This window comes from Serratia nevei (assembly GCF_037948395.1).
GTDB lineage: Bacteria > Pseudomonadota > Gammaproteobacteria > Enterobacterales > Enterobacteriaceae > Serratia > Serratia nevei.
Genome location: NZ_CP149940.1, coordinates 4,415,664 through 4,438,546 on the forward strand (window position 1 = coordinate 4,415,664; position 22,883 = coordinate 4,438,546).

At 57.5% G+C, this 22,883-nt stretch carries 19 protein-coding genes; 6 read left to right on the plus strand and 13 right to left on the minus strand.

Translation table 11 applies throughout. The features are described from left to right. Positions 1-8: 8 nt before the first annotated feature. The 3 genes from V8N38_RS21175 to V8N38_RS21185 all read right to left on the minus strand — a co-directional run bounded on the left by V8N38_RS21175 (position 9) and on the right by V8N38_RS21185 (position 3,154). Positions 9-1,289 (minus strand): polysaccharide deacetylase family protein, encoded by a 1,281-nt coding sequence (locus tag V8N38_RS21175; protein ID WP_055311947.1) that lies wholly within the window; start codon positions 1,287-1,289, stop codon positions 9-11. 174 nt (positions 1,290-1,463) lie between these two features. Further along, the gene (locus V8N38_RS21180) at positions 1,464-2,234 is read right to left on the minus strand and encodes an ABC transporter permease (protein ID WP_004937535.1); all 771 of its coding nucleotides are present in this window, start codon (positions 2,232-2,234) and stop codon (positions 1,464-1,466) included. Further along, positions 2,231-3,154 carry an ABC transporter ATP-binding protein gene (locus V8N38_RS21185; RefSeq protein ID WP_015379030.1) on the minus strand — a complete coding sequence of 308 codons (924 nt, stop codon included), beginning with the start codon at positions 3,152-3,154 and terminating at the stop codon, positions 2,231-2,233. Before V8N38_RS21185 ends, V8N38_RS21180 begins: the two co-directional genes overlap by 4 nt. Before the next feature lie 210 nt (positions 3,155-3,364). On the opposite strand from V8N38_RS21185, the gene can reads away from it, so the two are divergent. Continuing rightward, positions 3,365-4,021: a carbonate dehydratase gene (can, locus tag V8N38_RS21190; RefSeq protein ID WP_049200096.1), complete on the plus strand. Its 657-nt coding sequence runs from the start codon at positions 3,365-3,367 to the stop codon at positions 4,019-4,021. Positions 4,022-4,058: 37 nt separating this feature from the next. Here can and hpt read toward each other — a convergent pair whose 3' ends face one another. The 4 genes from hpt to cueO form a co-directional block, all read right to left on the minus strand. Then, positions 4,059-4,595, minus strand: a complete 537-nt coding sequence (gene hpt, locus V8N38_RS21195; protein ID WP_048234659.1) for a hypoxanthine phosphoribosyltransferase — start codon at positions 4,593-4,595, stop codon at positions 4,059-4,061. A gap of 90 nt (positions 4,596-4,685) precedes the next feature. Continuing rightward, positions 4,686-4,961 (minus strand): type II toxin-antitoxin system RelE/ParE family toxin, encoded by a 276-nt coding sequence (locus tag V8N38_RS21200; RefSeq protein WP_049208401.1) that lies wholly within the window; start codon positions 4,959-4,961, stop codon positions 4,686-4,688. A 5-nt stretch (positions 4,962-4,966) separates the two neighbouring features. After that, complete coding sequence (locus tag V8N38_RS21205; protein WP_049200097.1) at positions 4,967-5,158, minus strand: hypothetical protein; 192 nt, start codon at positions 5,156-5,158, stop codon at positions 4,967-4,969. A 105-nt stretch (positions 5,159-5,263) separates the two neighbouring features. Then, on the minus strand, positions 5,264-6,973 hold the full coding sequence (gene cueO / locus V8N38_RS21210) for a multicopper oxidase CueO (RefSeq protein ID WP_147840635.1): 1,710 nt from the start codon (positions 6,971-6,973) through the stop codon (positions 5,264-5,266). A gap of 218 nt (positions 6,974-7,191) precedes the next feature. On the opposite strand from cueO, the gene V8N38_RS21215 reads away from it, so the two are divergent. From V8N38_RS21215 to speD, 3 genes are all read left to right on the plus strand, one after another. Then, a complete protein-coding gene (locus tag V8N38_RS21215; protein WP_004937515.1) occupies positions 7,192-7,539 on the plus strand; it encodes a YacC family pilotin-like protein in 348 nt (115 codons plus the stop codon). 124 nt (positions 7,540-7,663) lie between these two features. Beyond that, positions 7,664-8,527 (plus strand): polyamine aminopropyltransferase, encoded by an 864-nt coding sequence (speE, locus tag V8N38_RS21220; protein WP_100397096.1) that lies wholly within the window; start codon positions 7,664-7,666, stop codon positions 8,525-8,527. Positions 8,528-8,554: 27 nt separating this feature from the next. Beyond that, entirely contained in the window at positions 8,555-9,349 is a 795-nt protein-coding gene (gene speD, locus V8N38_RS21225; RefSeq protein WP_049200100.1) for an adenosylmethionine decarboxylase, read from the plus strand. Positions 9,350-9,381: 32 nt separating this feature from the next. Here the strand turns inward: speD and yacL are convergent, their stop codons facing one another. Further along, positions 9,382-9,744: a protein YacL gene (gene yacL, locus V8N38_RS21230; protein ID WP_004937507.1), complete on the minus strand. Its 363-nt coding sequence runs from the start codon at positions 9,742-9,744 to the stop codon at positions 9,382-9,384. A gap of 466 nt (positions 9,745-10,210) precedes the next feature. Between yacL and V8N38_RS21235 the strand changes: the two genes are divergently transcribed. Next, a complete protein-coding gene (locus V8N38_RS21235) occupies positions 10,211-10,501 on the plus strand; it encodes a hypothetical protein (protein ID WP_064291158.1) in 291 nt (96 codons plus the stop codon). A gap of 74 nt (positions 10,502-10,575) precedes the next feature. Here V8N38_RS21235 and acnB read toward each other — a convergent pair whose 3' ends face one another. From acnB to pdhR, 5 genes are all read right to left on the minus strand, one after another. Continuing rightward, complete coding sequence (gene acnB, locus V8N38_RS21240; protein ID WP_060422679.1) at positions 10,576-13,173, minus strand: bifunctional aconitate hydratase 2/2-methylisocitrate dehydratase; 2,598 nt, start codon at positions 13,171-13,173, stop codon at positions 10,576-10,578. A 515-nt stretch (positions 13,174-13,688) separates the two neighbouring features. Further along, positions 13,689-15,113 (minus strand): dihydrolipoyl dehydrogenase, encoded by a 1,425-nt coding sequence (gene lpdA, locus V8N38_RS21245; protein ID WP_004937500.1) that lies wholly within the window; start codon positions 15,111-15,113, stop codon positions 13,689-13,691. A gap of 233 nt (positions 15,114-15,346) precedes the next feature. Further along, positions 15,347-17,257, minus strand: a complete 1,911-nt coding sequence (gene aceF, locus V8N38_RS21250) for a pyruvate dehydrogenase complex dihydrolipoyllysine-residue acetyltransferase (protein WP_147840634.1) — start codon at positions 17,255-17,257, stop codon at positions 15,347-15,349. A 13-nt stretch (positions 17,258-17,270) separates the two neighbouring features. Then, complete coding sequence (gene aceE, locus V8N38_RS21255; protein WP_004937495.1) at positions 17,271-19,934, minus strand: pyruvate dehydrogenase (acetyl-transferring), homodimeric type; 2,664 nt, start codon at positions 19,932-19,934, stop codon at positions 17,271-17,273. Between the two features lie 165 nt (positions 19,935-20,099). Beyond that, positions 20,100-20,864, minus strand: a complete 765-nt coding sequence (pdhR, locus tag V8N38_RS21260; RefSeq protein ID WP_004937490.1) for a pyruvate dehydrogenase complex transcriptional repressor PdhR — start codon at positions 20,862-20,864, stop codon at positions 20,100-20,102. 631 nt (positions 20,865-21,495) lie between these two features. On the opposite strand from pdhR, the gene V8N38_RS21265 reads away from it, so the two are divergent. After that, positions 21,496-22,872 (plus strand): amino acid permease, encoded by a 1,377-nt coding sequence (locus V8N38_RS21265; RefSeq protein ID WP_004937488.1) that lies wholly within the window; start codon positions 21,496-21,498, stop codon positions 22,870-22,872. The last annotated feature ends 11 nt before the right edge of the window (positions 22,873-22,883 follow it).

Consider the following 22,883-nt stretch of genomic DNA (forward strand, 5'->3'; position numbering starts at 1 on the left):
GTTCTTCCTTACTGCACCACCACCGTGCCCGGCTTGTTGGCTATCCGATCCGCCATGGTCTGGATCGAGTCGGTGCGCAGAATATATAGCCGCTTCAGCGTATAGGGGTTATCCCCCGGTTTCACCTTGCCCTGCACCGTGGTCACCGCCAGATGGAAACCGGCATCCTGCGCCGCCTGGATCGCCCGCTGGTTATAGCCGCCGAACGGGTACGACAGATACAGCACGTGCGGGTTGAACTGCGACAGCGCGCGGCGCGAACGCTCAAAATCGAACTCGATATTGTGCAGCGAACGGCTCAGCAAAATCGGCTGACGATTGCCGTCGGTGCGGTGCAGGAAGTGGGTGTGCGACTGCACGTCGAACACGTCCTGAATCTGCTTCAGCTCCGAGACGCTCATAAACTGCAGCGAGTCCGGGTTCCATTTCTGCGGGTGGCGTTTGATGCGCGAAGAGATGATGAACGCCGTCGCGCGGAAACCGTAATCCTTCAGCACCGGGTAAGCGTAGCGATAAACCGACTTCAGCCCGTCGTCGAAGGTCAGCACGATCGCCTTGCCCGGCAGGTTGATCTGGTTCTTCAGGTAGGCTTCCAGCTGATACAGCGAAATGGTGTCGTAACCCGCCTGCTTCAGGTAGGTCATCTGGTTGCTGAACGCCACGTCAGAGGTGGTGGTCGAGGTGTGGCGGAAGCGTTTGTTCTCTTCGTTTTTCAGCAGGTGGTGGTAAGTCAGCACCGGGATGCCGTTATCGATTTCGCAGTCCAACTCACTGACGAACCCCAGCCGATCGCCGATGTTGACCTCGTACCAGGTGTTGTTCAGCCGGTCCTTCAGCTTGCCGATGATCGGATAGCGCAGGTTGCCTTCCAGCGTGCCGAAGACCTCGCTGTCCTTGTCCGCCGCGGTGTAAACGTCGATCGTTTTTTGGGTGATCAGGTTCTGGTTGGTCAGCGGTTTGTTCAGCTCGCCCAGATCGTCTTGCACCTTGCGCGACTTCTTCAGCTCACGCACGTCGTCTTTATCGATAAAGCCGGTACCGTGCCCGAATTTGAATTCGTAGTACTCCGCATCCGCCGGGAACACCTGGATCAGCTGCCCGCGCTTCACTTCCCCGACCGGGATCACATGCTCGCCCACCAACGCATAGACTTCGCTGTCGCGCTGCGCTTCCATGTATTCAGATTTAACCGCGCTGTCTTCCGACAGCAGATTCGCCAGGCTCACAGGGGAAACCAACGACATCAGAATGCCGAGTAACCCAGCCGCTAACTTGTATTGAGGCCGCATGATGTTCTGCTTACGAGTGCGTGATGACAAAAGTGAAGGAAATGTGGAGCGCCAGCATAGCACGATTTGAACAGCGGGGAACTAGCGGTTATCTGAGCAATTCTATTGATTTACGCGCCGCCTGCGCCAAATCAAGAAAAGCGCCCCCGCCGGGAAAGCGGGGGCACGATACGATCAGCTGCGCAGGCCGCGGCCGCGCTCGATCAGGTACCAGGACAGCAGGTAAAACACCGCGATAAACGCCACCAGCACCGCCATGGTGAACGCCAGCGGCACATCGTTGATGCCGAGGAAACCGTAGCGGAACCCGCTGATCATATAGACGATGGGGTTCAGCTTGGACACCGCCTGCCAGAATGGCGGCAGCAGCGACAGCGAGTAAAACACCCCGCCCAGGTAGGTCAGCGGCGTCAGGACGAAGGTCGGGATCAGGCTGATGTCGTCGAAGGTGGTGGCGAACACCGCGTTGATCAGCCCCGCCAGCGAGAACAGGATCGCCGTCAACAACAGCGTCAGCGCAATCACCCACCAGGCGTGTACCTGCAGCGGTACGAAGAACAGCGAGATGATGGTCACCAGCACGCCGACGCAGATGCCGCGCGCCACGCCGCCGCCGACATAGCCGGCGATCACCACGTGGGTCGGCACCGGCGCCACCAGCAGTTCTTCAATGTTGCGCTGGAACTTGGCGCTGAAGAACGACGAGGCGACGTTGGCGTAAGAGTTGGTGATCACCGCCATCATGATAAGGCCGGGCACGATGAACTGCATGTAGCTGAAGCCGTGCATATCGCCGATGCGCGAGCCGATCAGATTGCCGAAGATGATGAAATACAGCGTCATGGTGATCACCGGCGGCACCAGGGTCTGGATCCAGATGCGCGCGAAGCGGTTCACCTCTTTGGCCCAGATGCTCTGCAAGGCCACCCAATACAAACGCGTCATGCTTTTTCTCCATTGCCGTTAACCAGGGTGACAAACAGCTCTTCCAGGCGGTTCGCCTTATTACGCATGCTCAGCACCTGCACGCCCTGTGCGCTCAGCTGGGCGAATAAGCCGTTCAGCCCCTGCTCGCGCATCACCTCCACTTCCAGCGTGGAGGTATCCGTCAGGCGGCTGTGGTAACCGTCCAGCTTCGGCAGCGGGCTCTTCGCCGCCAGATCGAGGATAAAGGTTTCCGACTTCAGCTTGGCCAGCAGCCCCTTCATCGAGGTGTTTTCCACCAGCTCCCCGTTCTGGATGATACCGATGTTGCGGCACAGCATCTCCGCCTCTTCCAGATAGTGGGTGGTAAGGATAATGGTGGTGCCCTGGGCATTCAGCTCTTTCAGGAAGCCCCACATCGAACGGCGCAGCTCGATATCCACCCCGGCGGTCGGCTCATCGAGGATCAGCAGCTTCGGCTGATGCATCAACGCGCGGGCGATCATCAGACGGCGCTTCATGCCGCCGGACAGCATGCGGGCGCGCTCGTTGCGCTTGCCCCACAGATCCAGCTGGTTGAGGTATTTTTCGGCGCGCGCCATCGCTTCACGCCGCGTGACGCCGTAGTAACCCGCCTGGTTCACCACGATCTGCAACACGGTCTCGAACGGGTTGAAGTTGAACTCCTGCGGCACCAGGCCAAGCTGGCGCTTGGCGTTAACGATGTCTTTATCGATGTCGTAACCGAACACCCGCACGCTGCCGGCGGTTTTGTTCACCAGCGAGCTGATGATGCCGATGGTGGTGGATTTACCGGCGCCGTTTGGCCCCAAAAGGGCATAAAAGTCCCCCGCCTCGACGCTCAGGTCGATGCCGCGCAGCGCCTTGACGCCACCGGCGTAAGTCTTGGTCAGCTGCGCTAATTCCAGTGCATAATTCATATGTAAAATAGTACCTTATGACGATGAGTATGCCGCCGCGCCCCTGTCTGCGAGGCTTGAAACAATAACGATAATCCTAGCATCGGCGACGTTTCCACTGAGTCGAATCCGTGCGGAAAATGAGGTTGCACCACTGTTCCGATTTCCAAATTGTGACACTTACCCTATATTACCCCAACGCAATCTGTTCGTTACGAGTCAATAACCTCCATGAAAGAAATCGAAGAGCTTATCGCCAACAACCATGCCTGGTCGGCCAATATCAGTCAGGAAGACCCGGAATTTTTTGAACGTTTAGCCCAGGCGCAAAAGCCCCGTTTCTTATGGATTGGTTGCTCTGACAGCCGCGTTCCCGCCGAACGCTTGACCGGCCTCGAGCCGGGTGAACTGTTCGTCCATCGCAACGTGGCGAACCTCGTTATCCATACCGATCTTAACTGCCTGTCGGTGGTGCAGTATGCGGTAGATGTGCTGGAAGTCGAACACATCATCATCTGCGGCCACCTGGGCTGCGGCGGCGTGCAGGCGGCGGTGGAAAACCCGGAGCTGGGGTTGATCGACAACTGGCTGCTGCACATTCGCGATCTGTGGTACAAGCACAGCTCGCTGCTGGGCGAACTGCCGCCGGAGCAGCGTTTCGACATGCTGTGCAAGATCAACGTCATTGAGCAGGTGTACAACCTGGGCCACTCCACCATCATGCAGTCCGCCTGGAAGCGCGGCCAGAAGGTGATGATCCACGGTTGGGTATACGGCATTCAGGACGGCCGTCTGCGCGATATGGAAGTGCTGGCGACCAGCCGCGAGAGCCTGGAGATGGGCTACCGCAAAGCGATAGCCAAACTGAAGCAGGATAAAGGCATCTAACCCCGCCGCGGGCGCGGCAGGCCGCGCCCCACATCAATTACTCGTCCAGCAGCACCACTTTGCCGACGTACGGCAGGTGACGGTAGCGCTGAGCGTAGTCGATGCCATACCCCACCACGAACTCATCCGGGATCGAGAAGCCGACATATTCGACCGGCACCTGCACTTCACGGCGCTCAGGCTTGTCCAGCAAGGTGCAAATCGCCAGCGATTTCGGCCCGCGCAGCGCCAAAATCTCGCGCACTTTGTTCAGCGTGTTGCCGGAATCGATGATGTCTTCCACGATCAGCACGTCTTTGCCGCGAATGTCTTCGTCCAGATCCTTGAGGATCTTCACGTCGCGGGTGGTGGACATGCCGCTGCCGTAGCTGGAGGCAGTCATAAAGTCGACTTCGTGCGGCACGTCGATCGCGCGGCAGAGATCGGCCATGAACATGAAGGAGCCGCGCAGCAGCCCGACCAGCACCATGTCGCTGCCGCTGTCGCGGTAATGTTCGGTGATCTGGCGGCCAAGTTCGGCGATACGGGTCTTAACTTCCTGCTCGGAAATCATTACGTCTACAGTGTGTTTCATAGTATTCAGGTCAGTTGCCGGAAGAAAGGCGCAGAGTTTAGCATAGGCCGTTACGACTTGCCTCTCTCCCGGACAGGGGAGTTTTCTTTATTAAGGGTATTCCTGACGAGCGTGCAGGACACTCACTATTTCAATATGTGCAGCCAGCACGCGGTAAACCACAATGTAATTAGGATGAACAACCATTTCACGAGTCCCGTTCACCCTGCCTGGCCTGAATAGATAAGGATGTTCCGCTAACGGGATAACCGACTCTTCAATGCGTTGCAACAAAGCCTCTGCGGCAAGTGGATTTCGCTCAGCGATAAAAGCCAGCAGCGTATATAAACCCGTTTTTGCTTCGTCAGTCCATTTGACGGTTAACATAAGGGTCAGGCCGATTTTCTTTTGGCTTTCGCCTGCTCGATAATGTGACGAGCGCCGGCCATGACTTCGTCATGGGGAATACGGGGGGAGTCGCTATTGATGGAAGATTCCACGGTGCTTCTGAACCAACGATCGTAGCTATCAGCCTGCTCTTGAGTCTCAAACTCAGAAACGATGGGATCCAATTTTGTCGGCATGACGCACTCCTCAACAGCTGATATTTTAATCAGTATAACGGCTTCCTTTCATTGAACCAAGCGGTGGCGACGCGAGCGCGCCACCACCGGAGCACCGGGCCGCCATCAATCGGCGACGGTGAAGCCCATCATCATGCCGGTATCTTCATGTTCCAACAGGTGGCAGTGGGCCATGTACGCATGTTCGCTGCTGGCCGGATGGTCAAAACGCACCAGCACTTCACTGCGCCACCCTTCGACGCGCACCGTGTCCTTCCAGCCGCTGCGATGCGCCGCCGGCGGTTTGCCGTTTTCCGACAAGATGCGGAACTGGGTGCCGTGAATGTGGAACGGGTGCAACATCATGTCGCCCTCGCCGGAAATGGTCCACTTTTCATACTGGCCCCGTTTGGCGGCGAACATCGGCTTGGTCATATCGAAGGCCTTGCCGTTGATCATGTTGCCGTGGCTGAAATCGAACGGTTTGGCTTTGCCCTGCGCGCCACCGTGATCCATCCCGGCCATATTGCCATGATCCATGCCCTTCATGTTGCCCATGTTGCCCATGTTGCCATGGTCCATGCCCTGCATGCCGCCCTTCTCCATGCCTTTCATGTTGCCATGGTCCATGCTCTGCATGCCGCCCTTCTCCATGCCTTTCATATCTGCGCCGCCCGTCGCGCCATGATTCATGCTCATGCCGGCCATCGCCTGGTGACCATAGCGATCCATCAGCGCCTGCATACCGAGCATATCCAGCTGCGGATCCATCATCAGCTGCAGCCAACGCTCCTGGATGCCGGTGGTGGCAGGCAACGTCGGCAGCTTCACCAGACTGTCCGGCATGGTTTTGATGCCCTGCGCCAGCGACGGCTGAATGCGCAACACCGGCAGCGCTTGATCGAACGGCGCCAGCGTCATGCCCATCTGCTTCACCGGCAGCGTCACGATATCGAACGCTTTCCCATCCGAGGCATCGACCAGCACTTCAAAGCGTTCGCCCATCAGCATCGGCAGCTCGGTCAGTTTCACCGGCTCCGCCAGGAAACCGCCGTCGCTGGCGATGACATACAGCGGGCGGTTGTCACTGGCCGCCAGATTCAGCGAGCGGGCGTTGCAGCCGTTGAGGAAACGCAGGCGCAGCCAACCGCGCGGCGCCAGATGTTGTGGATACTGCGCGCCGTTGGTGAACATGCGGTCGCCAAACCAGCCCACCGCCGCACTCATCACGTCCAGGCGGTATTCGATCTGCGCGTCTTTGCCCAGCCGCTTATCCTGCAGGATCACCGGAATATCATCCTGTCCCCAGGTTTTCGGCAGCGGCAGTTTGGCGCTCTCTTCGTCTTCCAGCAGCACCAGCCCCGCCAGCCCCATCATGACCTGGCTGCCGGTTTTACCGTGCGTATGCGGGTGGAACCAGCAGGTGGCCGCCGGTTGATCGACGGTGAAATTCACCGTGCGCGTCGCGCCGGGATGAATCAATGCCTGCGGGCCGCCATCGACGTCGCCGGGAATCTCCAGGCCGTGCCAGTGGACGGTGCTGGCCTCCGCCAGGCTGTTTTTGATATCAACCGTTACCGGCTGGCCACGCTGCAGCTTCACCGCCGGCCCGAGCAGCGCGCCGTTGAATCCCCAGGTTTTGGTGGCGGCGCCGGGCAACCAGCGGGTTTCCCCCGCCTGCAGCGCCAGCGCAATCTTTCCCTGCGCGTCCGGCGTCAACAGCGGCGGTACCGGCAGGGCCGGCCGATCGGCCGCCCAGGCGGCCCGGCTCCATAACGGCAATGCGCTCGCGGCGCCCAGCGCGGCGGTTAATTTAATAAAATCACGGCGTAACATCGCTGACTCCCTTTTCTCAGTGACATAACTCAATGCCGCCAGCCTAAACCTTCCCCCTGGCGGAAGGTCAAGCCTTTCCTGGCGGTATTTTAAGCTATGCCTCACAATCAAGAGAGCGCCATTGACGAACGCGAGGCCGCGCCCAGCGGCAATAAAATTTGGTGCCTTTACAGGCAAGTGTGGTAACGTCTGCAAACGACAAACAGGCCTATTTCATGATGAAAAAAACAACGTTATCGATGCTGTTGCTGGCGATGCTGGGCTTCTCCAACGCCAGTCTGGCGCTGAATGAATCCGAGGCGGAAGATCTGGCCGATCTGACGGCGGTATTTATTTATTTGAAAAATGATTGCGGCTACAACGATTTGCCAAATGCGCAAATCAAACGCGCCATCGTCTATTTCGCGCAACAAAACCGCTGGGATTTGAGCAACTACAACAGCTTCAATATGAAGGCGCTGGGCGAAGACAGCTACCGCGATCTCAGCGGCATCGCCATTCCAACGCCTAAAAAATGCAAATCGCTGGCGCGCGACTCTTTGAGCCTGCTGGCCTACGCCAACTAATTTCCCCCCTTCTCCCGCCCGCCTAACGCTCTCTCTGTCTGAAATTCAACCGTGCATCGCCAGGCAGAGTTAGCTATGATGTTGCGCCGATTTTTCATGGCTGTTATTACGGAGTATCCCGCACATGACCCAGAAAGAAATTTGGTACGAAACGCTGCATACGGGCTTCGGCCAGTACTTCTCGGTAGAGAAAGTGCTGTACCGCGAGAAGACCGATCATCAGGATCTGGTGATCTTCGAGAACCCGGTGCTGGGGCGCGTGATGGCGCTCGACGGCGTGGTGCAAACCACCGAGCGTGACGAGTTCATCTATCACGAAATGCTGACCCACGTGCCGCTGCTGGCGCACGGCGCGGCGAAGAAAGTGCTGATCATCGGTGGCGGCGACGGCGGCATGCTGCGCGAAGTCAGCCGGCACCCTGGCGTGGAGCAGATCACCATGGTCGAAATCGACGCCGGCGTCGTCGAGTTCTGCCGCCAATACCTGCCCAACCACAGCGCCGGCGCCTATGACGATCCGCGCTTCAAGCTGGTGATCGACGACGGCGTCAACTTCGTGAACCAAACCGACGAAACCTTCGATGTGATCATCTCCGACTGCACCGATCCGATCGGCCCCGGCGAAAGCCTGTTCACCTCGGCGTTTTATGAAGGCTGCGCCCGCTGCCTGAATGAGGGCGGCATTTTCGTCGCGCAAAACGGCGTCTGTTTCCTGCAGCAGGACGAAGCGGTCAACAGCCACGCCAAACTGAGCGGCTACTTTAGCGACGTCAGCTTCTATCAGGCAGCGATCCCGACCTATTACGGCGGCATCATGACCTTTGCCTGGGCAAGCCAGAACCCGGCGCTGCGCCAGATCGATCTGCCTACTCTGCAACAGCGCTTTAACCAAAGCGACCTACACTGCCGTTATTACAACCCGGCAATTCACGTCGGCAGCTTTGCCCTGCCGCAATATTTGCTCAATGCCCTGAACGTAACACGTTAAGCGAGAAGATAAAGGAGGTGGCCCAAATTGCATAAGCTAAAACTGCACGGCTTCAACAACCTGACCAAGAGCCTGAGTTTTTGTATTTACGATATTTGTTACGCCAAGACCGCGGACGATCGCGACGGCTATATCGCCTACATTGACGAACAATATAATGCCAACCGGCTGACCGAGATCCTGAGCGAGACCTGCTCAATCATCGGCGCCAATATTCTGAACATCGCACGTCAGGACTACGAGCCGCAGGGCGCCAGCGTCACCATCCTGGTCAGCGAAGAGCCGATCGATCCGAAAGACGTCGATACGTCGGAACACCCCGGCCCGCTGCCGAACACGGTCGTCGCGCACCTGGACAAGAGCCACATCTGCGTACACACCTACCCGGAAAGCCATCCGGAAGGTGGGCTGTGCACCTTTCGCGCCGATATCGAAGTCTCGACCTGCGGCGTCATTTCGCCCCTCAAGGCGCTGAACTACTTAATTCACCAGCTGGAATCCGACATCGTCACCATGGACTATCGCGTGCGCGGTTTCACCCGCGACGTGAACGGCGTGAAACACTACATCGATCATGAGATCAATTCGATCCAGAACTTTATGTCGGAAGACATCAAGGCGCTGTACCACATGATGGACGTGAACGTTTATCAGGAAAATATCTTCCATACCAAGATGTTGCTGAAGGATTTCGATCTGAAGCACTACCTGTTCAACGCGGCACCGGAAGCGCTGAGCGCCGTCGAACGCAAACAGATCACCGATCTGTTATGGAAAGAGATGCAGGAAATCTATTACGGCCGCAATATCCCGCCTCTGTGATGGAAAGGGCGCGGCACGCCGCGCCCTGATGCTTAGTATTTCAGCATGAAAGAACGGTAGGCCTTCAACACCAGCAGGAAATCCTCAACGCCGCAGAATGAGAGGCTTTCTTCGTCGTAGTAGTTCATCCCCTCTTCCATTTCATCGCCTTCGAACTCCAGCTGATTGGCGCGGATCATCACTTCTTCACCATCCATCAACAGCGTATATTCATGGCCTTCCAGCTGCCATTGACGTTCGCTGCCTTTGACCTCGGCCGCACCGGCTTCTATGCGGTCCAGCAGGTTGAAATCGCCTTTGACTTCTTCGTTGATCCAGTGGCCAATCGCTTCATGCCCCATCGAAAATCTGACGATCACCTGACCGGTAACGTCACGCAGAAATTCGTAATCCATAGCATGCCCTCCTGAGCCCTTTTTCTTAGTGTAAACATAAATTGATTGCTAACTCAGTGAGCGCTCGCAAAGTTGGCAACTCGGCAAAATAAAACCTTGGCGGCGCGCAATATAGCGGCTTGCGGCGGCGATGGGAAGACGCCGGCCGCGATCCCTCAAGGAAAGCGAAACGGTGCCTCGTCGCCGCGCGGCGCATGCCCGCCATGAGAAAGTCGGCCGACAATTCGCCGAACGCCGGTTATTTATTTGAATCATGTAGATACCGTGGAGATGTATGTCACGATTTTATCGGGATTATGATTTCCCTTTAAAATAAATAAGTTACTGATTCCTGGCGCGACGCGACTTTATTGACATCCCCTCAATATCGATTAGCTTTTAAATAAAGGAGCTCTAATTATGTTCACCAGCGGCCAGAGGTGTTCTCACCTCATTCATACCTATCACCACGATCAGGATGTGTGCCATGAAATACATAACCTCCATTATCGCACTGAGCATGATGTTCTCTGCATCGGCGTTCGCCGCCAAACAAATCACCCTTGAAGAATCCGCCAACTACACCAAACTCGGCGATCTCTCCATTCAACAGACCGGCGTGCCTACCGTCGGCCATAAATATATTTCCTCAGAGGTTGATAAGAAATGTAATGAACTCAGCGGGCTGGATGGGAAGGACTGCTTCTATCGCATCATCTCCGCCACCGGGCAAGAGAGCGATCACAAAGATATCCACGTGGAAATATTCAAAAAATAGCGGGCAGGCTTTGAACGTAAAATAAAAAAAACGGGGCCCTGGAAAGGGCCCCGCTGCTTGGGATTGACGCTGAATTAAACCGCGGTCTGGAAGATCACGCCGTCGGCTTTTTCGGTGTACTGCCCCAGTTGGTCAAAGTTCAGATAGCGGTAGGTATCCGCCGCCGTCTTGTCGACCTGCGCCATATAGGTCTGGTACTCGTCCGGCGTCGGCAGGCGGCCCAGCAGGGACGCAACCGCAGCCAGTTCGGCAGACGCCAGATAGACGTTGGCACCGGTGCCCAGACGGTTCGGGAAGTTACGGGTCGAGGTGGAGACCACCGTCGCACCGTCCGCCACGCGAGCCTGGTTGCCCATGCACAGCGAACAGCCCGGGATCTCGATGCGCGCCCCGCTCTTGCCGAAGACGCTGTAGTAGCCTTCTTCGGTCAGCTGAGCCGCGTCCATCTTGGTTGGCGGCGCCACCCACAGACGGGTCGGCAGCTGGCCCTTGTGCTGATCCAGCAGCTTGCCGGCCGCGCGGAAGTGGCCGATGTTGGTCATGCAAGAACCGATGAACACTTCATCGATTTTGCTGTTGGCCACGTCAGACAGCAGGCGCGCATCGTCAGGATCGTTCGGTGCGCACAGGATCGGCTCTTTGATCTCGTTCAGATCGATGTCGATCACCGCCGCGTATTCCGCATCCGCATCGCCTTCCAGCAGCTGCGGATCCGCCAGCCATTTTTCCATGCCCTGAATACGGCGCTCCAGCGTACGGCGATCGCCGTAGCCTTCGGAGATCATCCACTTCAGCAGCACGATGTTGGAGTTCAGGTACTCTTCGATCGGCGCCTTGTCCAGCTTGATGGTACAACCGGCGGCGGAACGTTCGGCGGACGCATCGGTCAGCTCAAACGCCTGCTCAACCTTCAGATCCGGCAGGCCTTCGATCTCCAGAATACGGCCGGAGAAGATGTTTTTCTTGCCCTTCTTCTCGACGGTCAGCAAGCCTTGCTGGATCGCGTAGTAAGGGATGGCGTGCACCAGATCGCGCAGGGTGATGCCCGGCTGCATTTTGCCTTTGAAGCGCACCAGCACCGACTCAGGCATATCCAGCGGCATCACGCCGGTCGCGGCGGCAAACGCCACCAGGCCGGAACCGGCCGGGAAGGAGATGCCGATCGGGAAGCGGGTGTGGGAATCGCCGCCGGTGCCGACGGTGTCAGGCAGCAGCATGCGGTTCAGCCAGGAGTGGATCACGCCGTCGCCCGGACGCAGCGAGACGCCGCCGCGGTTCATGATGAAGTCAGGCAGCGTGTGGTGCGTGGTCACGTCGACCGGTTTCGGGTACGCGGCGGTGTGGCAGAACGACTGCATGACCAGATCGGCGGAGAAGCCGAGGCAGGCCAGGTCTTTCAGCTCATCGCGGGTCATCGGGCCGGTGGTGTCCTGAGAACCGACGGAGGTCATCTTTGGTTCACAGTATTCGCCAGGGCGAATGCCAGCGACGCCGCAGGCGCGGCCGACCATTTTCTGCGCCAGCGAGAAGCCTTTGCTGCTGGCGGCAACCGGCTTGGCGATACGGAACACCTCGCTGTGCGGCAGACCCAGCGCTTCGCGCGCCTTGGTGGTCAGGCCGCGGCCGATGATCAGCGGGATACGGCCGCCGGCGCGCACTTCATCCAGCAGCACGTCGGTTTTCAGTTCGAAGTTGGCGATCAGCGCGCCGGTTTCGTGGTTGCGCACTTCACCTTTGTACGGGTAAACGTCGATCACGTCGCCCATGTTCAGCTCGGACACGTCCACTTCGATCGGCAAGGCGCCGGCATCTTCCATGGTGTTGAAGAAGATAGGCGCAATCTTGCCGCCCAGCACCACGCCGCCGCCGCGCTTGTTCGGCACGTGCGGGATGTCGTCACCCATAAACCACAGCACGGAGTTGGTGGCGGATTTACGGGAAGAGCCGGTGCCGACCACGTCGCCGACGTAGGCCAGCGGGAAGCCTTTCTTGTTCAGCAGCTCGATCTGTTTGATCGGGCCGACGCTGCCCGGCTGATCCGGCACGATGCCTTCACGTTCGTTTTTCAGCATCGCCAGCGCGTGCAGCGGGATGTCCGGGCGCGACCAGGCGTCCGGCGCCGGGGAAAGGTCGTCGGTGTTGGTTTCGCCGGTGACTTTGAACACGGTGACGGTGATCTTTTCTGCCAGCTCAGGGCGCGACAGGTACCATTCGGCGTCGGCCCAGGACTGCATGATCTGCTTGGCGTGCGGGTTACCGGCCTTAGCCTTCTCTTCCACGTCGTAGAAGTTGTCGAACATCAGCAGCGTGTGGGACAGCGCTTTCGCGGCGATAGGCGCCAGCGTTTCGTTGTCCAGCGCTTCGATCAGCGGGTGAATGTTATAGCCGCCCTGCATGGTGCCTAACAGTTCAATGGCTTTCTCGGGGGTAACCAGGGGGGATGTCGCTTCGCCTTTGGCGATGGCCGCCAGGAAACCTGCTTTGACGTAGGCGGCTTCGTCGACGCCCGGTGGAACACGGTTAATCAGCAGGTCTAACAGGAATTCTTCTTCGCCTTTTGGCGGATTCTTCAGTAGTTCGACCAGCGCGGCCATTTGGGTGGCGTCTAGCGGCTTAGGGGCGATGCCCTCAGCAGCACGCTCGGCTACGTGCTTACGGTATTCTTCTAGCACGACGTTCTCCTCGCTCTCATTGTCATTTATTGTGCCTGGCGTATATGCAAACCGGGTTTATACCCTTGGGGTTTCACTCTGTGGCTAGGCGATCGGCCCGTAAAGGCCCCGAAACGGTGATTGGGGCAAACAAGCACGGTCAAACAGCGTTACAGCATGAAAGACTGATGGGTAGAGCGCACGGCGATATAGATGCCATCTATCCTGACGGGGCACTGCTGTCGATGTCCTGGACTGTAAGGTACAGTGCCCGGTTCCGCTCAGCCAGCATATCAGGATTTGAAACGGTTGTTAATTCGTTCACATAAAAGCAACATTAAATCTTTGCTGAATCGTTGAGCGCAGCGTAATCGGCTGCCGGACTAGCAGGGCATTATATCCATATAATTAGAATGGATATAAGCAGGGGGATCGGAATTTGGCGCAGCGACCACAAAAATACCGCTTTCTGAGTTTGAGCAAAAAAAAACGGCCCCTTTTCAGGAGCCGCTGGTTAACCGGTCAAGCCAGCAGAATTACTTCTTCTTGGCTTTCGGGTTAGGCAGGTCGGTGATGCTGCCTTCGTAGATTTCCGCCGCCAGGCCCACGGATTCGTGCAGGGTCGGGTGAGCGTGGATGGTCAGCGCGATGTCTTCCGCGTCGCAGCCCATCTCGATAGCCAGACCGATTTCACCCAGCAGTTCGCCGCCGTTGGTGCCGACAATCGCGCCACCGATGATGCGGTGAGTTTCTTTGTCGAAGATCAGTTTGGTCATGCCGTCTGCACAGTCGGAAGCGATCGCACGGCCGGAAGCCGCCCACGGGAAGGTGGAGGTTTCGTAGCTGATGCCTTTCTCTTTCGCTTCTTTCTCGGTCAGACCCACCCATGCCACTTCCGGCTCGGTGTAAGCGATGGATGGGATCACTTTCGGATCGAAGTAGTGTTTCATGCCGGCGATAACTTCCGCGGCAACGTGGCCTTCGTGCACGCCTTTGTGCGCCAGCATCGGCTGACCGACGATGTCGCCGATAGCGAAGATGTGCGGCACGTTGGTGCGCAGCTGTTTGTCGACGTTGATGAAGCCACGCTCGTCAACTTCAACACCGGCTTTGCCGGCATCCAGCAGTTTGCCGTTCGGCACGCGACCGATCGCCACCAGCACCGCGTCGTAACGCTGTGGTTCTGCCGGCGCTTTTTTACCTTCCATCGTGACGTAGATGCCGTCTTCTTTGGCTTCTACCGCGGTCACTTTGGTTTCCAGCATCAGGTTGAACTGCTTGCTGATACGTTTGGTGAAGACTTTCACCACGTCTTTATCTGCCGCCGGGATGACCTGATCGAACATTTCAACGACGTCGATCTGTGAACCCAACGCATGGTATACGGTGCCCATTTCCAGGCCGATGATGCCGCCGCCCATAACCAGCAGACGCTCTGGGACGGTTTTCAGTTCCAGCGCATCGGTAGAATCCCACACGCGTGGATCTTCATGAGGAATGAATGGCAGTTGGATCGGACGAGAACCTGCAGCGATGATGGCGTTGTCGAAGTTGATGGTGGTTGGGCCGTTTTCGCCTTCCACAACCAGGGTGTTAGCGCCGGTGAACTTGCCCAGGCCGTTGACCACTTTCACTTTACGGCCTTTCGCCATGCCAGCCAGACCGCCGGTCAGCTGAGTGATGACTTTTTCTTTCCAGACGCGCACTTTGTCGATGTCGGTTTTCGGCTCGCCGAAAACGATGCCGTGTTCGGCCAGCGCTTTGGCTTCTTCGATCACTTTGGCAACGTGCAGCAGTGCTTTGGAAGGGATACATCCCACGTTCAGGCAAACCCCGCCCAGAGTGGAATAACGTTCAACCAGAACGGTTTCAAGACCTAAGTCAGCGCAACGAAAGGCTGCAGAGTAACCTGCCGGGCCCGCCCCAAGTACCACGACCTGAGTTTTAATTTCAGTACTCATCATGACCTCTTAATTGATTGTCCGGCGGGTCAGACGTCATTTTTATTGCTAATCGATCTCATAACGCCCTTCATCCACCGGGACGCTTACACCGCGAGCAGTTTACAGAATTGTTAATAATCTGCAAAGCGTGTTCGAGTGACCCGTGTCTCAACAATTTTGTCGAGTTGTGCAAAATCCGACAAAACTGCTACAGAATCGTCAGGGGCGCAGCATGCTGCGCCCCTTTTGCATTACATCACCAGACGGCGAATGTCGGACAACATGTTGTTGATGATGGTGATGAAGCGCGCACCATCGGCACCGTCGATAACGCGGTGGTCGAAGGACAGCGACATCGGCATCATCAGGCGCGGCATGAACTCTTTACCGTTCCAGACCGGCTCCATCGCAGACTTGGAGACGCCCAGGATAGCCACTTCCGGCGCGTTGACGATCGGCGCGAAGTGGGTCGTCCCGATGCCGCCCAGGCTGGAGATGGTGAAGCAGCCGCCCTGCATCTCGCCCGCGGTCAGCTTGCCGTCGCGCGCTTTCTTGGAGATGGCCATCAGTTCGCGAGACAGCTCGGTGATGCTCTTCTTGTTCACGTCCTTGAACACCGGAACCACCAGGCCGTTCGGGGTATCTACCGCCACGCCGATGTTGATGTATTTCTTCAGCGTCAGCTTCTGACCGTCTTCGGACAGCGAGCTGTTGAAGCGCGGCATCTGCTCCAGAGCGGCAGCAACGGCTTTCATGATGAACACGACAGGCGTGAACTTCACGTCCAGCTTGCGCTTGGCCGCTTCTTCGTTCTGCTGTTTGCGGAACGCTTCCAGATCGGTGATGTCGGTTTTGTCGAAGTGAGTCACGTGCGGGATCATCACCCAGTTGCGGCTCAGGTTCGCGCCAGAGATCTTCTGGATGCGGCCCATTTCGACTTCTTCGATCTCGCCGAACTTGCTGAAGTCCACTTTCGGCCATGGCAGCATGCCTGGCAGACCGCCGCCGGCAGCAGCCGGAGCCGCTTCAGCGCGTTTCACTGCGTCTTTCACGTAAGTCTGAACGTCTTCGCGCAGGATACGGCCTTTACGACCGGTGCCCTTCACTTTCGCCAGGTTAACGCCGAATTCACGCGCCAGACGACGAATGACCGGAGTCGCGTGCACGTATGCCGCGTTCTCGGCGAACTCGCCTTTGTCATCCGCTTTCGCAGCCGGAGCGGCGGCTTTAGCGGCGGCCGGAGCCGGCGCAGCTTCCGCTTTAGCGGCTGGAGCGGCGGCAGCGGCAGGCGTAGCGCCTTCCACTTCGAACACCATGATCAGGGAGCCGGTTTTCACTTTGTCGCCGGTCGCGATCTTGATCTCTTTCACGGTACCCGCAAACGGTGCCGGCACTTCCATGGAGGCCTTGTCGCCTTCCACGGTGATCAGAGACTGCTCGGCGGCAACCTTGTCGCCCACCTTAACCATCACTTCGGTCACTTCGACTTCGTCACCGCCGATATCCGGCACGGCGACGTCTTTGGCCGCAGAGGCCGCAGGGGCCGCAGAGGCCGCAGGGGCCGCAGGGGCTGCAGCGGCGGCAGGGGCTTGCGCCGCAGCCGGGGCCGCAGCGGAAGCGGCGCCGGCCACTTCGAACACCATGATCAGGGAACCGGTTTTCACTTTGTCGCCGGTCGCGATCTTGATCTCTTTCACGGTGCCCGCGAACGGCGCAGGGACTTCCATGGAAGCCTTGTCGCCTTCCACGGTGATCAGGGACTGCTCGGCTTCCACCTTGTCGCCCACTTTCACCAGGATCTCGGTCACTTCGACTTCGTCAGCGCCGATGTCCGGCACGGCAACGTCTTTGGCCGCAGCGGCGGCCGGGGCAGCAGCTGCTGCCGCCGGTTTTTCTTCCGCTTTCGCCGCCGGTGCAGCTTCCGCTGCGCCTGCCGCTTCGAAGATCATGATCAGTTTGCCGGTTTCGGTTTTATCGCCGACCGCCACTTTGATCTCTTTCACCACGCCCGCCTGCGGGGAGGGCACTTCCATGGAAGCCTTGTCGCCTTCCACGGTGATCAGCGATTGTTCCGCTTCAACTTTATCGCCGACCTTCACCAGAATCTCGGTGATTTCGACTTCATCTGCACCGATGTCCGGTACGTTGATTTCGATAGACATTATTCAGTACCTCTTAGGCGAGACGCGGGTTAACTTTTTCCGGGTTGATGTCGAATTTCTTGATTGCATCGGCAACCACAGAAGCTTCGATCTCACCGCGTTTAGCCAGTTCACCCAGAGCAGCAACCACCACGTAGGATGCATCGACTTCGAAGTGGTGACGCAGGTTTTCGCGGCTGTCCGAACGACCGAAGCCGTCGGTGCCCAGTACGCGATAATCGCTGGCCGGCACATAAGTACGAACCTGTTCGGCGAACAGTTTCATGTAGTCGGTAGAAGCTACCGCCGGCGCGTCGCTCATCACCTGAGCGATGTAAGGCACGCGTGGCGTTTCGGTTGGGTGCAGCATGTTCCAGCGCTCGCAATCCTGGCCGTCGCGCGCCAGTTCGGTGAACGAGGTCACGCTGTAGGTGTCGGAACCCACGCCGTAGTCCTTCGCCAGGATCTGCGCAGCTTCGCGCACGTGGCGCAGGATGGCGCCGGAGCCCAGCAGCTGTACCTTGCCTTTGCTGCCTTCCAGCGTTTCCAGCTTGTAGATACCCTTGCGGATACCTTCTTCCGCACCCTGCGGCATCGCAGGCATGTGGTAGTTTTCGTTCAGCGTGGTCAGGTAGTAGTACACGTTTTCCGGGTTGTCACCATACATGCGCACCAGACCGTCGTGCATGATCACCGCCACTTCGTACGCGTAAGCCGGATCGTAAGAGATGCAGTTAGGGATGGTCAGAGACTGAATGTGGCTGTGGCCATCTTCGTGCTGCAGACCTTCGCCGTTCAGGGTAGTACGGCCCGAGGTGCCGCCGATCAGGAAGCCGCGCGCCTGTTGGTCGCCCGCTGCCCAGCACAGGTCGCCGATACGTTGGAAACCGAACATCGAGTAGTAGATGTAGAACGGAATCATCGGCAGATCGTTGGTGCTGTAGGAAGTCGCTGCGGCCAGCCAGGAAGAGGCTGCGCCCAGTTCGTTGATGCCTTCCTGCAGGATTTGGCCTTTCTCGTCTTCTTTGTAGTAAGCCACCTGCTCACGGTCCTGCGGAGTGTACTGCTGGCCGTTCGGGCTGTAGATACCGATCTGACGGAACAGACCTTCCATACCGAAGGTACGCGCTTCGTCGGCGATGATTGGCACCAGGCGATCTTTGATCGACTTGTTCTTCAGCATCACGTTCAGGGCACGCACGAAAGCGATAGTGGTGGAGATCTCTTTGTTCTGCTCTTCCAGCAGCGAGCTGAAATCTTCCAGCGCCGGCATTTCCAGCTTCTGAGTGAACTCCGGCAGACGCGTCGGCACGTAGCCTTTCAGCGCCTGGCGACGTTCGTGCAGGTATTTGTACTCTTCGGAATCTTTCTCGAAGGTGATGTACGGCAGTTTTTCGATGTCAGCATCGGCAACCGGCACGTTGAAACGATCGCGGAAGTGGTGAACCCCTTCCATGTTCATTTTCTTCACCTGGTGAGCGATGTTTTTACCTTCCGCGGTTTCACCCATGCCGTAACCTTTGATGGTGTGGGCCAGGATAACGGTCGGTTTGCCTTTGGTGTCCTGCGCTTTTTTCAGTGCAGCGAAGATTTTCTTCGGATCGTGACCACCACGGTTCAGCGCCCAGATTTCGTCGTCGGTCATGTCTTTGACCAGCGCCGCGGTTTCTGGGTAACGGCCGAAGAAGTGCTCGCGCACGTAAGCGCCGTCTTTGGATTTGAAGGTCTGGTAGTCGCCGTCCAGGGTCTCGTTCATCAGCTGAACCAGTTTACCGCTGGTGTCTTTACGCAGCAGTTCGTCCCAACGGCCGCCCCAGATCACTTTCAGCACCTGCCAGCCTGCGCCGGAGAAGATGCCTTCCAGTTCGTTGATGATCTTGCCGTTGCCGGTAACCGGGCCGTCCAGGCGCTGCAGGTTGCAGTTGATGACGAACACCAGGTTGTCCAGCTTCTCGCGGGTCGCGATGGTGATGGCACCTTTGGATTCCGGCTCATCCATCTCGCCGTCGCCCAGGAAGGCGTAAACGGTTTGCTCAGAGGTGTCTTTCAGGCCGCGGTGTTCCAGGTATTTCAGGAACTTCGCCTGATAGATGGCGCTGATTGGCCCCAGGCCCATGGAAACGGTCGGGAACTGCCAGAATTCCGGCATCAGCTTAGGATGCGGGTAAGAGGACAGGCCATTGCCGTGCACTTCCTGACGGAAGTTGTTCATTTGTTCTTCGGTCAGGCGGCCTTCAAGGAAGGCACGCGCGTAAACGCCCGGAGAGATGTGGCCCTGGAAGTACACCAGGTCGCCGCCGTCTTTCTCGTTGCGTGCGCGGAAGAAGTGGTTAAAGCAGACTTCATAGAAGGTCGCGGAAGACTGGAAGGAAGCCATGTGGCCGCCCAGCTCCAGGTCTTTTTTGGATGCGCGCAGAACGGTCATGATCGCGTTCCAACGGATCGCTGAGCGAATGCGGCGTTCCAGATCCAGGTTGCCTGGGTAGGCCGGTTCGTCTTCTACCGCGATGGTGTTGACGTAGTTGTGCGCTGCAGCACCGGCCGCAACGTTAACGCCGCCTTTGCGGGCTTCTCCCAATACCTGATCAATCAGAAACTGAGCTCGCTCAACACCCTCTTCACGGATGACCGATTCGATCGCCTGCAGCCAGTCGCGGGTTTCGATCGGATCCACGTCATTGTTTAAACGTTCTGACATGGTGGTATTCCTTATCTGTCTAATGGTTTGTTTGGAGCCTGTCTTCCTGTGCTCTGTGCAAAAACACACGAAGACAGGCCCATCAGTTTAGTTGCCGCTTAAGTACTTAACTAAGTACCTCGAACTTAACCCCCGCAGGCTGGTGTACCCTGAAGAGGACAGCTCTTAATCCTTGCGTTGCTGGAGACGCCGTAGCGATCTCTCGCGCCGAGTATGCTCCCGGCTGAGATCCAGCAAGATTTCCTCGATAAACGCCAAGTGGCGATGCGAGGCTTCACGGGCCTTTTCCGGCTCGCGTGCCACAATCGCCTCAAAAATTCCGGCGCGGTGGCTGCTCACTTTTGCCAACATCTCACGGCGCGAGTAGAGCAATTCAAAGTTCTGACGCACGTTCTGTTCCAGCATCGGCCCCATGCAGCGTAGCAGGTGAAGTAACACAACGTTGTGGGCAGCTTCGGTCACGGCGATTTGATACTGCATGACCGCATCGGCTTCGGCGTCGAGATCGCCGCTGTCTTGAGCCTGTTGAATCACGATATGGCAGTCGCGGATGCGCGCCAGATCTTCATCGGTGCCGCGCAGCGCCGCGTAATAGGCGGCAATGCCTTCCAGCGCGTGACGGGTTTCCAGCAGATCGAACTGTGATTCGGGATGGTCGGCCAGCAGCTCGGCCAGCGGATCGCTGAAGCTCTGCCACAGATTAGTTTGCACGAAGGTGCCGCCGCCCTGACGGCGCAGGAGCAGCCCTTTCGCTTCCAGGCGCTGAATGGCCTCTCTCAGAGAAGGACGGGAGACATCAAATTGTTTCGCCAGCTCGCGCTCCGGAGGCAGTTTTTCGCCTGGGCGCAGTGTCCCCTCGAGGATCAGGTATTCGAGCTGTTGCTCGATAACATCTGACAACTTGGGTTGGCGGATTTTGCTGTAGGCCATGAGTGAATTCTTCTCTGCGAATGGCGCGGAGTCAATTGGTAATACCAATTTCAAAAACGTGACGGTAAAGTAACAAAGTATTCACCTCCTGTCCATACGGGCCTTGATCGAAATCAGGTTACCCGCACATTTTAACACCCCGCTGAAAACCCCGCTGCAAACCGGTAACGCCGTGATGGTATTACCATTTACGCGCCGGGTTGGGGATTTAACTTTTACCAAACCTTACGCAAGGCAGAGTGCAAACTTTTTGCCCGAGTTTTATTGCATGGTTATGACGCTTTAATGAATGGCTATTTGGCGAGCAGCGCAACGGGAGTTCGTTCATTATTTGAACGCGCGCCGCCGTTCGGATCTACGTTATTTTTGCGCATTATGTGATTTGTTGCTTATTTCATGCACTGAATCCCCCCCGCCGTCACACAACCCGCATTTTGTTTCCTAAACTGCTGCAATCTTAATCACTCACACGACAAAGCAGGTGCAAACAGACGCGCATAACATTATTCTCTGCCAAACGGTAGCGGCGCCGTGGAATTAATAGCTATAACGCCGTAAATAAAACAAAACACACATCGTAACCACTGCTTTACAGGTATGTGGTCATTCGCAACGACAGAGGGTTAGATTGATGGATGGTCAACAGCATGGTGACCAGCTGAAACGCGGCCTGAAAAACCGCCATATTCAGCTCATCGCCTTAGGTGGCGCAATCGGCACCGGGTTATTTCTCGGTATCGCTCAAACAATAAAAATGGCCGGCCCGTCAGTGCTTCTCGGCTACGCCATCGGCGGCTTCATCGCGTTTCTGATCATGCGCCAGCTGGGGGAAATGGTGGTGGAAGAGCCGGTTGCCGGTTCCTTCAGCCACTTCGCCTACAAATACTGGGGCAACTTCGCCGGCTTCGCTTCCGGCTGGAACTACTGGGTGCTGTATGTCCTGGTGGCGATGGCGGAGCTGACCGCGGTCGGCATCTACGTGCAGTACTGGTGGCCGGAGATCCCCACCTGGGTCTCCGCCGCGGTGTTCTTCCTGGCGATCAACGCCATCAACCTGGCCAACGTTAAAGTTTACGGCGAGATGGAGTTCTGGTTCGCCATCATCAAGGTGGTGGCGATTATCGGCATGATCGTGTTCGGCGCCTACCTGCTGTTCAGCGGCATGGGCGGCCCGGAAGCCACCGTCACCAACCTGTGGGCGCAGGGCGGGTTCTTCCCGAACGGCGTCATGGGCCTGGTGATGGCGATGGCGGTGATCATGTTCTCCTTCGGCGGCCTCGAGCTGGTCGGCATCACCGCCGCCGAAGCCGACAACCCGCAAAAAAGCATTCCGAAAGCCACCAATCAGGTGATCTACCGCATCCTGATCTTCTATATCGGTTCGCTGGCCATTCTGCTGTCGCTGTACCCGTGGGGCAAAGTGGTTGAAGGCGGCAGCCCGTTCGTGCTGATCTTCCACGCGCTGAACAGCAACCTGGTGGCGACCGTGCTGAACATCGTGGTGCTCACCGCCGCGCTGTCGGTGTACAACAGCTGCGTCTACTGCAACAGCCGCATGCTGTACGGCCTGGCGCAGCAGGGCAACGGCCCGAAAAGCCTGCTGAAGGTCGACGGCCGCGGCGTGCCGGTGGTAGCCATCGGCATTTCCGCCCTCGCCACCGCGCTGTGCGTGCTGATTAACTACCTGATCCCGGGGCGGGCCTTCGAACTGCTGATGGCGTTGGTGGTATCGGCGCTGGTGATCAACTGGGCGATGATCAGCCTGGCGCACCTGAAGTTCCGCGCCGCCAAAAACCGCGAAGGCGTGGTGCCGAAGTTCAAAGCCTTCTGGTACCCGTTCAGCAACTACCTATGCCTGCTGTTCATGGCCGGCATCCTGGTGATCATGTACCTGACGCCGGGCATTCAAATCTCGGTGCTGCTGATCCCGGTATGGGTGGCGATCCTGGCCGTCGGTTACGCCATCAAACAGCGCAGCCAACGCGTAGACGGCGTCACCAGCCGTTGAATCCCGTGACC